Consider the following 12,444-nt stretch of genomic DNA (forward strand, 5'->3'; position numbering starts at 1 on the left):
CCCAAGAACTGCCTTTTGCATAGAAAAAAAGAGATTTAAACAAAATCAAAATGCTGAAAAACAACAAGTTAAAATTTTACAAAAATATTATTAATATTTAGTCTAAATAAGTTGTGGTATCAAAAATGAGGTTTTATATTTGCATCGTTATTTTTAATTATTCCAAATAAACGACATGAAATATATTTTATTCCCCCTCACATTTATCGCTTTCTGTTTAAACAGTCAGGCACAAGATATTGCAAGTAACACAAACAGTCAAAAAGATAATAGCCTTTATTATTTTGCATCCGACAGCATTAAATCAATTAATGATACTGTAAAGAAAAAAGGACAACAATTAAAGGAAGTTATCGTAACCGGAAACAAACAACCAAAACCGGTTACCGCTTTACGTTCAGGAATAAAACCAATGGATGCTCCACAAAGCGTTCAAATCATTGAAGGAGAAGTTATCGGGCAACAACAAGCGATTCGTTTGAGCGAAGTCTTAAAAAATGCCAATGGTGTTTATGTAGGTTCTGCCCGTGGAGGTGCTCAGGAATCTTTTTTCTCCAGAGGTTATGATATGTCTGCCAACAATATGTTCAAAAACGGTTTCCGTTATAATGGGGGTTCTATCCCAGAAGTTTCTTCACTTGACAGGGTTGAGTTTTTGAAAGGTAGTGCCGCCTTATTATATGGTAACGTTGCACCAGGAGGAATCTTGAACTTGGTAACTAAAACACCTTCTTTCAAAAGAGGTGGTGAAGTTTCAATGCAAGTGGGAAGTTATTCGTACTACAAACCTACGGTAGATTTCTACGGCCCTCTAAATAAATCTATAGCTTATCGTTTTGCAGGTTCTTATGAAAACTCAGAAAGTTTTAGAGACGTAGTAAAAAACGAGCGTATATATGTAAATCCTTCATTCTTATTTAATGTAACTGAAAAAACTCAAATTACAGTTCAAGGAGATTATTTAAAAGCAGATTGGACTCCCGATTTCGGAACTGGGGCAATTACTACAACTTATACATCAACCATTGTCGATGTACCACGCTCAAACTTTTACGGAGCGCTTTGGTCTAACGGAAAAACTAAATCAGGAAGCGGTTCGGTTTTATTAAACCATGATTTTAACAAAAACTGGAAACTTAATTTCAACACTTCTTTCCAAACTTACGACAGAGCATCTAAATCAACTGCTCAATTGGCAACTGTATTGCCTAATGGAGACTGGACCAGACCTTTGGTCGAAAACAAAAACTTAGAAACAATTGTTGGTGATCAATTGAGTTTACAAGGAAACTTTAACACAGGAAGCATCAAACACCAATTATTTACAGGTGTGGATTGGGAAAATTCATTTGCAACTGCTTATACTTTTGCGTTCAATCCTGCAAATTATGACACGATCAACCTTTACACTTTTGATCCTGCAAAACAAAGAAATGATATCCCAAACTCTAGAGCAACCCAAATCGTAAAAACCGATACAAACCGCTTTGGCGCTTACTTCCAAGATTTGATTTCTATTACAGAGCAATTTAAAGTTTTAGCAGGTCTTCGCTGGTCTTGGCAAGAAGCTGAAGTAACTACTTATAAAGAAACTTCAAAAAACAATATTCAAACTGTTGCTCCTGAAAATGCAGTACCAACAGTTACTCCAAAACGTTTAGACAATGCTTTTTCGCCAAAAATTGGATTAGTTTACCAACCAACAAAAGACATGTCGTTGTTTGCAAGTTATTCTAACTCATTTACTCCAAACACTGGAACAACAGTAGATTTGAAGCCTCTTGAAGCTTCAATTATAGATCAATACGAACTTGGAATCAAAAAAGATTTCTACAAAGGAATGCTGACTACTAATGTTACTGTTTATCAAATCACTAATAGTAATTTAGCTCAAACAGCTCAATACAAAGCTGATGGTTCACTTAACTCAGATACCACAATCAAAGTTTTAAGCGGAGAAACAAAAAGTAAAGGTGTTGAAGTTGATCTTACCGCAAGACCCGTTGAAGGGCTAAGCATCATTGCAGGTTATAGTTATAACGATATGCGTTACACTAAAACATCAGGATTAAACGGTAGTTTTATCGAAGGAGATCGTGTAGTAAGAACTCCTCAAAACACAGCTAACTTAAGCTTCTTCTATACTGTGCAAACAGGAGTATTAAAAGGGATATCTGTTGGAGCGATAGGAAACTACATTGGAGACCGTCTAGGTGGATGGAACAATCAATATGACAACGCAAAACCTGATGGAATTTGGCACAGAGAAATTCCTTTAGAAGGCTACACAACAGTTGATGTTTCTGCAGGATATACTTGGAAAAAACTCTCTCTTCTTTGCAAATTATCAAACATTACAAACGAGTTGAATTATACAGTACACGAAAATTACAGTGTTAACCCAATCGCTCCTCGTCAGGTAATGGCAACTTTAAAATATCAATTATAAAAGGACATCATTTTTCTAAACAATCAAATCCGCTTCGTTTAACAATGAAGCGGATTTTTTTTTAATAAATTGAGCAGAAATAAAAGCTCTTCTACTACTTATTTTATTAGCTTTGGTCCAATGAATTTTTAAAATAAATAGTATGCCTAGTCCTGTTTCAGAATGCCTATATTGTCAAAACAATGACACTTTACATCAATTAATGATTAAAATTTGTGATTTGGAAGTATCACAATTATTCCTTTTCAAAGAACAATCCTACTCAGGCCGTTGTAATGTAGTTTACAAAGATCACGCTGTCGAGCTATATGAGTTAACCGATGAACAACGTAACGCTTTTATGCGCGATGTGGCGAAAGTGGCAAAAGCCATGGCTGCCGCTTTTAACCCAACGAAAATTAACTACGGGGCTTACAGTGATACTTTGTCACACTTACACGTACACATTGTACCGAAATACAAAGACGGATATGGTTTTGGAAGTGTATTTGAAATGAATCCTCAAAAAACATATTTATCGGATGCCGAATATGCAGAGGTAATCGAAAAAATCAAAGCGAATTTGTAAAAGCTGAAAAAATAAACCCGACAAGTTTTAAAAACTTGTCGGGTTATTTATTTTAATCAAAAGTTAGACTACTTCAATCCAGCCAAACTTTGCTCAATTGTAGCAATTTTAGAAAGCGCATCGGCTTCTTTTTTGCGCTCGTTTTCAATAATTTCAGGTTTTGCATTGGCGACAAACTTTTCGTTTGATAATTTCACCTGCACCGATTTCAAGAATCCTTGAATATAAGTTAACTCTTCAGTCAACTTTGTTATTTCGGCTTCAACATCAATATTTCCGGTAATCGGAATAAAATATTCATTCGATTTTACACGGAAAGACAAAGCACCATCCACTTTGGCAGAAACATATTCGAAAGCAGAAATATTACCCAATTTCGTCACTATTGAATCAAAATACGCTGTCATCTTCTCACTATTGATTGCTTTCAATTCGATAGCATCTTTAAACGGAATATTCTTGTCTTTACGAATCGTTCTGATTCCCGAAATCACATCAATTGTATTTTCAAAATCAGCTATTAACTGTGCATTGAACGGTTTAATTTCTGGCCAAGTAGAAACAATTAATGCTTCTTCTGGAGTTCTTTCAGCAATTAATTGCCAAATTTCCTCGGTCAAGAAAGGCATAAATGGATGTAACAATTTCATGTTATTTTCCAACATTTCTATCGCTTTCGCAAAAGTTACGCTGTCAATCGGTTGTTGATAACCTGGCTTAATCATTTCCAAGAACCAAGAACAGAAATCGTCCCAAACCAATTTATAAATTCCCATCAAAGCATCAGAAATTCTATATTTCCCGAAGTTGTCCTCGATTTCCAAAAGCGTTTGCTGCAATTTAGCTTCGTACCATTCAATCGCTACTTTCGAGGATTCCGGTTGCGGAATCGTATCTGATACTTCCCACCCTTTTATCAATTTAAACGCATTCCAGATTTTGTTAGAAAACGCTTTTCCTTGGTTACATAATTCTTCGTCAAACATAATGTCGTTTCCTGCAGAAGCACTCAAAAGCAATCCTACACGAACTCCATCGGCACCGAATTTCTCAATCAATTCCAACGGTTCCGGTGAATTCCCTAAAGATTTAGACATTTTTCGTCTTTGCTTATCACGAACCAAACCTGTCAAATACACGTTCGAAAATGGTTTTTCTCCTGCATATTCATATCCAGCAATAATCATTCTGGCAACCCAGAAAAACAAAATATCTGGTCCGGTTACCAAATCATTGGTAGGATAATAATATTTAAAATCTTCGTTTTCAGGATCCATAATTCCTCCAAAAACAGACATTGGCCACAACCAAGAAGAAAACCAAGTATCAAGAGCATCGGCATCCTGACGAAGGTCAGAAATTAGAAGTGAGAAGTTAGACGTTTTTTCTTGTGCTAATTTCAAAGCTTCTTCAATAGTTTCAGCAACTACAAAATCTTCTTTCCCGTCACCATAATAGTAAGCCGGAATTTGTTGTCCCCACCACAATTGGCGAGAAATATTCCAGTCTCGGATGTTATTCAACCAATGTGCATAAGTGTTGTCGAAACGTTTTGGGTGCAATTTAATGTCACCTGTTTCCAAAACCGATTTGATGGCTGGTTTTACCAATTCTTCCATTTTCAGGAACCATTGATCAGACAAACGAGGCTCAATTACCGCTTTGGTTCTTTCAGAAGTTCCCACTTTATTCAGGTGGATTTCGGTTTTAACCAAATCACCATTCGCTTCTAATTCTTTTGCAATCTCGGTACGAACAACAAAACGGTCTTTACCTTGATAATGCAAACCAAAACTGTTCAGCGTTGCATCATCATTGAAAATATCAACAATTTCAAGATTATGTTTCTCTCCAAGGGTTTTATCGTTCATATCATGAGCCGGAGTCACTTTCAAACAACCAGTCCCAAATTCCACATCAACATATTCATCTTCAATAATAGGAATCACTCGGCCACAAATAGGAACTATTGCTTTTTTCCCTTTCAAATGAGTAAAACGATCATCATTCGGGTTGATACAAATTGCTGTATCCCCAAAAATAGTTTCCGGACGTGTCGTAGCAACAGTCAGAAAATCTTCGCTTCCTTCGATCTTATATTTAAGGAAAAATAATTTTCCTTGTTGTTCTTCATAAATAACTTCTTCGTCTGACAAAGTCGTTTTTGCCTCCGGGTCCCAGTTTACCATTCGGTAACCACGATAGATCAAACCTTTGTTGTACAAATCCACAAAAGAACGAATTACCGATGCTGACATATCCGGATCCATTGTAAACTTGGTTCTTTCCCAATCGCAGGAACAACCCAATTGTTTCAATTGTTCCAAGATTGTCCCTCCATATTTGTCGGTCCATTCCCAAGCGTGTTTCAAGAACTCTTCTCGGGTCAAATCATTTTTATTGATTCCTTCCGCTTTCAATTTGGCTACTACCTTGGCTTCGGTGGCAATAGAGGCGTGATCCGTTCCCGGAACCCAGCAGGCATTGAAACCTTTTAGACGTGCTCTTCGAATCAACACATCCTGAATCGTATTGTTAAGCATGTGCCCCATGTGTAACACTCCTGTTACGTTAGGCGGTGGAATCACGATAGAGTAAGGTGTTCTATGGTCGGGCTTAGAATGAAAATAATTATTTTTCATCCAATACGCATACCATTTGTTCTCAATAGTTTTAGCGTCAAATTGTGCGGGAATTGTCATTTTATTGTGGATTCTTTTAATCGTTAATTTAAATTTCAACTTAACCAATTAAACAAAAAATTGATTAAATAAATAAACTTCTAACTCTTTGGTTTGATTTTTGATATTGAAATAAAGCACAAAAGTAAATAATTAAGAACAGTATAAAAAGCGAAATAAAAAATTGTGCATTAATTAAAAGATACTATATTTACTATACCTACTAAAAAACAATGACATGAAAAATATTATTTCATTTATCGTATTACTCTTTTTGAGCACTATTGGCTTAGCACAAAGTGGTCCAAAAATCAAAATCCTGCAGGCAGAAAACACTGTCGATTATGGGAAGGTGTACAAATCAAGCGACAATGGTGTCCGTAGTTTTACATTCACCAACATCGGTGATGCGCCCTTGAACATCAACGGAATTCAATCTACCGCAAGTTGCACCATATTGTATAAACCGAATCAAGCTATTGCTCCCGGAAAATCAGACCGAATTGATATCAAATACAACATGACTCCCGGACCGATCCGAAAAACCATTACTTTAGAAACCAACGCGGTTAACTATGATGAAGGCAGGGTACCTTTAAAAATCAAAGGGGAAATACTCTCCAACTAAAAAAAACTAAAAACGCTTTTAAAATTAAAAGCGTTTTTTTTTATAAAATATCATGCAGTTGAAAGGTAAATTTCAATAGTTGATTATTTCTTTCTACCTCCAAATAAATCCACTTATCATCTTCCGACTTAAACATTTCGTTCAATTTTTGAAGCGAGTATTGATACACGGGCATTTTATTAACTTTAACAATAATATCACCTACCCGCAAACCTGATTCTGCTGCCGGTGATTTTTTGCGAATATTGGCAATTTCATATACCGGTTTAAGTTGGAATTTATATTTAAAATCATTGGTAACATTTTTTCCGTTGCTATCAAATGAAATTGCCCCAACTATTGGAACTGTTTCCATTTTCACAGTTTCCTGTACCCATTGCAAACCATTATGTTTTATTTCGATACCACTCTTATTATAACTGAATGGTTCGTCATAATAGGAATTTTTTCTTAAATATAACTTCTCATTTTGATAGTCAAAAACAACCGAAAAGCGTTTTAAAATTTCGCCCCCAACAGATCCCACTCGATCTTTTACCATACGAACACTCTTTATTGAAGTGGAATCAGGAAACGCAACAATCGGATGTTTAAAATCATAATTATCAAATGAAAATTCAGAGATCCTAGCCCTTCTGCCTTCAACATCTCCACTAAATCCTTTCCCTAAAAAATCTTCAAAATTTTTAGCAGGCACTTTAATTTTTTCGGATATGTTTTGAAAAAGCCAAACCGAATCACTATTCCCAATATCAACTAACAATTTCGCTTTAACCGGTTTTTCTTCCATAAAAATATCCCCCATCAAATACGGTTTAAACCGCTCAACTGTAATTGGGGTAACTTTGAATTTTTTCTCAATTTTTTTTCGATTAGCATCATCATTTTTATAAATAATGACTTTTTTTGATGCATAATCAATTCGAACTAAATTATCTTTAAAAAATTGATAGCCAATTATCCCATTTACAGGGATTCCTATTTGAGAAGAAAGATTGAAACTCTGATCGAGAATAACATAAATAAGCTGATGATAGGATTTCATTCCATCTAATTCCAAAATATTATTGGTAGTTTTCAAGCCTTCAATTGCTTCTTCACTTCCCAAACCTCTCAATGTTATTTTTTCTGTATTAAAAAATGTAACTTCAGGATTATCTTCCAAACTAAAAAGAATAGTCTCCTCAACTCCGGTATCCAAAAGAAAATTCAATTCTACACCATTTACTTTTATTGGGATAAAAACTAAATTATTGATTAAGACTAAGGGCACGGTTACTTTTTCGACTCCTTTGTCAAACACAAAACCATCCTGGCCAAAAACTGGCATTATCATTAACAATAAAAGAAAAAATACACATTTTTTTTTCATTTAGTTATATTTCTATATTATTACTCAATTATACGATAATAATGAACGAAAAACAACAAAATTGGGATATTGTTTACAGTTATTTTGGAAAATAAATTGCAAATTTGCACCTCAAATTTTACAATCATGCCTGAAATTTCAATCAGAGGTCGAAGAATGCCGGAATCGCCAATCCGAAAATTGGCTCCTTATGCAGACATAGCTAAAAAAAAAGGGCATAAGGTCTATCATTTAAACATTGGACAACCTGATATAAAAAGCCCTGAAATTGCGATCAAAGCAATAAAAAATATTGATTTAACCATTATCGAATACGGTCCTTCTGCGGGATACGAGAGTTATAGAAAAAAACTGGCCCAATTTTATACTAACCAAGATGTAAAAGTGGGTTATGAAGATATTATGATTACTACAGGTGGCTCTGAAGCACTTTTGTTTGCCCTTGGAAGTATCATGGATCCGGGAGACGAAGTTATTATTCCGGAGCCTTTTTATGCCAATTACAGTGCTTTTTCTGAAGAATCAAGTGCAACAGTAGTGCCTGTAATTTCGAACATCGAAAGCGGATTTACACTACCCACAATTGAAGAATTTGAAAAAGCGATTACATCAAAATCAAAAGCAATTTTAATTTGTAACCCAAATAACCCAACAGGATATTTATATTCAGAAGCTGAAATCAAGCAACTGGGGGAATTGGTAAAAAAACACGATTTGTTTTTGATTGCCGACGAAGTGTATCGTGAATTCATATATGACGAAAGAGACAAACACTTTTCGGTAATGAACCTTCAGGGAATCGAACAAAACGTAATCATGATTGATTCGGTTTCTAAAAGATACAGTATGTGTGGTGCACGTATTGGCTGTATGGTCACCAAAAACAGAGAAGTTATTGCTGCTGCAATGAAATTTGCGCAAGCTCGTTTATGCCCGCCTACAATTGAGCAAATTGCTTGCGAAGCCGCTATTGATACCCCTCAAAGTTATTTTGACGAAGTAATCGTTGAATACAAAGAACGAAGAGATATCTTAATCAATGAATTGAACAAAATTGATGGTGTAATTGTAAAAACTCCGAAAGCCTCTTTTTACTGTATTGCTCAATTACCAATTGATAATGCCGATAATTTTGCGCAATGGCTTTTGGAAAAATACGAATTAAACGGAGAAACCGTAATGATTGCGCCTGCTGCAGGCTTCTACTCGACTCCTGGCGTAGGATTGAATCAAGTTCGAATTGCCTATGTTTTGAAAAAAGAAGATTTAGTTAATGCAGTGCGAATTTTAAAAGAAGCTCTTGCAGTTTATAATTCTTTAAGCAAGCAACAGACAATAAGCAATACGTTTTAAGCGTTATACTTATTTTCCAACTGTTAAATCTAAAAGCAATATCATTCAAATGGTATTGCTTTTTTGTTTTATAACAAACGGTTAACCATAAAATTTTATTTTACCGTATAAGGCATTTAAGATCATTCAAGGCTATTTTGGATAATTATTAATGTGAATTTTACTAAGCTTAAGTTTTAGGGAGAGACCTAACAGGTTTTTAAAACATAAGTGTTCGGAAGATATGAATTGGTTGAATTCACTAGGTTTTACGCACAGTTTGTCATTCCGAGGAACGAGGAATCACACTAGTTGATTACATTATGTGATTTCTCCCGATGGTCGAAATGACAAATCTTTGCGGATAATCCGTTGTCTAAATATCAATTTTAAAAAGAACAACATACTCTAAAGACAATACAGTGTTAAAAATAAGCGTTTTACAGTCTTCCGAACACGTGTGTTTTAAAAACCTGTTAGTTCTGAATCACAGAATGTTATTTCAGTTCTTGATTTTTATTTCTGATGAAACAAAAATGTTGCTCATTAGCCCCGATTGCAGTGGAAATCCTTGTAAGTCGGTGTTCGGCTTATAAGATTGTAACGGAAAGCGGGAGCAATGTTCCTAAAAATGCAAAATGTTTCTGCTCCCAAAGGCAATAATAAACGGCTATTTATTGATAGAATTAAAAGCCAAAATTGATAGAAAATGTTTCCTTTTTATTAATTATCTTTACCCTCTAAAAATAGACAATCATACTAACAGTAACTTTTAATGATAAACAACGAAGAATTTCACGACGAAATAGGAAACAATCATATTAGTACCAATGCTAAAAACCCTGTAAGAAAAGATGCTTTTGCCATTACAGACGAAGAAAAGATTGAAAAAATAAAAAAAGACGTCGAAAACATTCTATTGACTTTAGGAATGGATTTGACTGACGACAGTTTGAAAGGAACTCCAAACCGTGTTGCCAAAATGTTTGTAAAAGAAATTTTTGGCGGATTGAACCCTGACAAAAAACCAAAAGCCTCCACTTTTGAAAACAATTACAAATACGGAGAAATGTTGGTTGAAAAAAACATTACTGTTTACTCTACCTGTGAACACCACTTATTACCTATCATCGGGAGGGCTCATGTGGCTTACATTTCGAGCGGAAGAGTTATCGGGCTTTCAAAAATGAACCGTATTGTAGAGCATTACGCCAAAAGACCACAAGTACAAGAACGTCTGACCATGCAAATTGTTCAGGAACTGCAGCAAGCTCTTGGAACAGAAGATGTGGCTTGTGTGATTGATGCCAAACACCTTTGCGTGAATTCAAGAGGAATCAAGGATATCGAAAGCAGCACCGTAACTTCTGAATTTGGTGGTAAATTCAAAGACCCACAAATAAAAAGAGAGTTTTTGGACTACATCAAATTAGACACCAATTTCTAGATTAGGCCAAAAAAAATTAATTTTAAAAATCTAACCATTAAGAAATTAAGTAAATTAAGGTTTGAAATTCTTAATTCATTATATAAAATTCTTTTAAGCCTTCAATTTTTTAATTGTCACATTTCCTAATTATACAAAAATGCCTTTATACAAGACCCAAAGCTTAAAAATATACAATTCTCTTTCGGGAGAAAAAGAAACATTTACACCAATCAATGAAGGAAATGTGGGAATGTATGTGTGCGGACCTACGGTTTACAGCAATGTACATCTTGGAAATGTGAGAACTTTTATGTCTTTTGACGTAATCTTTAGATATTTATTGCACTTGGATTACAAAGTGCGCTATGTTCGAAACATTACTGATGTGGGACATATTGTGGACGATGTGGATGAGGGTGAAGATAAAATTGCCAAAAAAGCACGTTTAGAACAATTGGAACCTATGGAAGTGGTGCAACGCTACACTGTAGATTTCCATAATATTTTAAGTGCTTTTAACTTTTTGCCTCCAAGCATTGAACCAACTGCGACTGGGCATATTATTGAACAAATCGAAATAATAAAAACCATTATCGATAAAGGAATTGGTTACGTAGCCAATGGTTCTGTTTATTTTGATGTGGTTAAATTCAATGAAACCAATAATTACGGTATATTGAGCGGTAGAAATATCGAAGATATGCTTGCCAATACACGTGACCTTGACGGACAATCTGACAAAAGAAATCCGCAGGATTTTGCACTATGGAAAAAAGCCGAACCGCAACATATTATGCGTTGGCCTTCGCCTTGGAGTGATGGTTTCCCTGGCTGGCACTTGGAATGTACAGCCATGAGCACCAAATATCTTGGTAATCATTTTGACATTCACGGAGGCGGAATGGATTTGAAATTCCCACACCACGAATGTGAAATTGCGCAAAATGAAGCTTGTACCGGACACACACCTGTAAATTATTGGATGCATGCCAATATGCTTACTTTGAACGGTAAAAAAATGGCAAAATCTACTGGGAACAATATTTTACCGGGAGAGATTTTAACTGGAGACAATCAGTTTTTAAGCAAAGCTTTTTCAGCATCGGTTACCCGATTCTTTATGATGCAAGCTCATTACCGAAGCATCCTTGATTTCTCTGACGAAGCGATTATCGCAGCCGAAAAAGGATACAAAAGACTAATGGAAGCCATGGAATCTTTAAAAGGGATTTCTGCGGGAGTTGACAGTTCCATTGATGTTGCGGCTTGGAAACAATTGTGTTATGATGCAATGAATGATGATTTCAACACACCAATTCTTATTGCACAATTATTTGAAGGCGTTCGTTTTATTAATTTGTTAAAAGACGGAAAAGAAACTTTAAATACTGTCGATTTAAAATTGTTCACAACAACTATGCAAGCATTTGTATTTGATGTTTTGGGATTGGAAGAAGAAAAAAACAACGGTAACACAGATAAATTGGAAGGTGTTGTTAACATGCTTATCGGCATGCGAAAGCAAGCCCGCGACAATAAAGATTTTGCAATGTCTGATCTAATCCGTGATCAATTGATTGCTTTAGGCATTCAGTTAAAGGATGGGAAAGAAGGAACAACATTTAGTATTCAGTAATTAGCGATTACAAATCTGAATTCTGAAATTGAAATTTATGTTAAACAAAATCCTCATTTATCCATTTGTTTTGCTCGTGAGGTTTTATCAGGGTGCAATCTCCCCTTTTACTCCAGCAGCCTGTCGGTTTGAACCGACCTGCTCAAGCTATATGATTCAGGCTTTGCAAACACACGGATTATTTTATGGGGGTTATTTAGGGATAAAAAGAATTTTGAGATGTCATCCTTGGGGCGGAAAAGGTTATGATCCGGTGCCTGAAAAAAAATGCAGCCACATTCATTAAATCTTACCTTTTTGTTAACACAACCAATTAAAGGAAAGTAATATTTTCACAAAAAAATTAAAA

At 35.2% G+C, this 12,444-nt stretch carries 9 protein-coding genes; 7 read left to right on the plus strand and 2 right to left on the minus strand.

The genetic code is table 11. The features are described 5' to 3' along the window. Positions 1–175 precede the first annotated feature (175 nt). On the plus strand, positions 176–2,449 hold the full coding sequence (locus OZP12_RS17710) for a TonB-dependent siderophore receptor (RefSeq protein WP_281226413.1): 2,274 nt from the start codon (positions 176–178) through the stop codon (positions 2,447–2,449). 142 nt (positions 2,450–2,591) lie between these two features. Then, complete coding sequence (locus OZP12_RS17715; protein ID WP_281226414.1) at positions 2,592–3,017, plus strand: HIT family protein; 426 nt, start codon at positions 2,592–2,594, stop codon at positions 3,015–3,017. Between the two features lie 68 nt (positions 3,018–3,085). Here the strand turns inward: OZP12_RS17715 and OZP12_RS17720 are convergent, their stop codons facing one another. Then, entirely contained in the window at positions 3,086–5,719 is a 2,634-nt protein-coding gene (locus OZP12_RS17720; RefSeq protein ID WP_281226415.1) for a valine--tRNA ligase, read from the minus strand. A gap of 217 nt (positions 5,720–5,936) precedes the next feature. Here OZP12_RS17720 and OZP12_RS17725 point away from each other — a divergent pair, with 217 nt between their 5' ends. Continuing rightward, positions 5,937–6,326 carry a DUF1573 domain-containing protein gene (locus OZP12_RS17725; protein WP_281226416.1) on the plus strand — a complete coding sequence of 130 codons (390 nt, stop codon included), beginning with the start codon at positions 5,937–5,939 and terminating at the stop codon, positions 6,324–6,326. A gap of 40 nt (positions 6,327–6,366) precedes the next feature. Here the strand turns inward: OZP12_RS17725 and OZP12_RS17730 are convergent, their stop codons facing one another. After that, positions 6,367–7,698 carry a PDZ domain-containing protein gene (locus tag OZP12_RS17730; protein WP_281226417.1) on the minus strand — a complete coding sequence of 444 codons (1,332 nt, stop codon included), beginning with the start codon at positions 7,696–7,698 and terminating at the stop codon, positions 6,367–6,369. Between the two features lie 126 nt (positions 7,699–7,824). Here OZP12_RS17730 and OZP12_RS17735 point away from each other — a divergent pair, with 126 nt between their 5' ends. The 4 genes from OZP12_RS17735 to yidD all read left to right on the plus strand — a co-directional run bounded on the left by OZP12_RS17735 (position 7,825) and on the right by yidD (position 12,381). Beyond that, positions 7,825–9,051, plus strand: coding sequence for a pyridoxal phosphate-dependent aminotransferase (locus OZP12_RS17735; protein ID WP_281226418.1), 1,227 nt, complete (start codon positions 7,825–7,827; stop codon positions 9,049–9,051). A 754-nt stretch (positions 9,052–9,805) separates the two neighbouring features. Further along, the gene (gene folE, locus OZP12_RS17740; protein ID WP_281226419.1) at positions 9,806–10,477 is read left to right on the plus strand and encodes a GTP cyclohydrolase I FolE; all 672 of its coding nucleotides are present in this window, start codon (positions 9,806–9,808) and stop codon (positions 10,475–10,477) included. Positions 10,478–10,616: 139 nt separating this feature from the next. Next, on the plus strand, positions 10,617–12,095 hold the full coding sequence (cysS, locus tag OZP12_RS17745; protein ID WP_281226420.1) for a cysteine--tRNA ligase: 1,479 nt from the start codon (positions 10,617–10,619) through the stop codon (positions 12,093–12,095). A gap of 37 nt (positions 12,096–12,132) precedes the next feature. Next, positions 12,133–12,381 carry a membrane protein insertion efficiency factor YidD gene (gene yidD / locus OZP12_RS17750; RefSeq protein ID WP_281226421.1) on the plus strand — a complete coding sequence of 83 codons (249 nt, stop codon included), beginning with the start codon at positions 12,133–12,135 and terminating at the stop codon, positions 12,379–12,381. Positions 12,382–12,444 lie beyond the last annotated feature (63 nt).

It is taken from the genome of Flavobacterium aquiphilum, from assembly GCF_027111335.1.
GTDB classification, from domain to species: Bacteria; Bacteroidota; Bacteroidia; order Flavobacteriales; family Flavobacteriaceae; genus Flavobacterium; species Flavobacterium aquiphilum.

Bases quoted from the DNA above. Each gene is read 5' to 3' on its own strand.
- OZP12_RS17715 (WP_281226414.1), top strand. From the start codon at position 2,592: ATGCCTAGTCCTGTTTCAGAATGCCTATATTGTCAAAACAATGACACT.
- OZP12_RS17710 (WP_281226413.1), top strand. From the start codon at position 176: ATGAAATATATTTTATTCCCCCTCACATTTATCGCTTTCTGTTTAAAC.
- cysS (WP_281226420.1), top strand. From the start codon at position 10,617: ATGCCTTTATACAAGACCCAAAGCTTAAAAATATACAATTCTCTTTCG.
- yidD (WP_281226421.1), top strand. From the start codon at position 12,133: ATGTTAAACAAAATCCTCATTTATCCATTTGTTTTGCTCGTGAGGTTT.
- OZP12_RS17735 (WP_281226418.1), top strand. From the start codon at position 7,825: ATGCCTGAAATTTCAATCAGAGGTCGAAGAATGCCGGAATCGCCAATC.
- OZP12_RS17730 (WP_281226417.1), bottom strand. From the start codon at position 7,698: ATGAAAAAAAAATGTGTATTTTTTCTTTTATTGTTAATGATAATGCCA.
- OZP12_RS17725 (WP_281226416.1), top strand. From the start codon at position 5,937: ATGAAAAATATTATTTCATTTATCGTATTACTCTTTTTGAGCACTATT.
- folE (WP_281226419.1), top strand. From the start codon at position 9,806: ATGATAAACAACGAAGAATTTCACGACGAAATAGGAAACAATCATATT.
- OZP12_RS17720 (WP_281226415.1), bottom strand. From the start codon at position 5,719: ATGACAATTCCCGCACAATTTGACGCTAAAACTATTGAGAACAAATGG.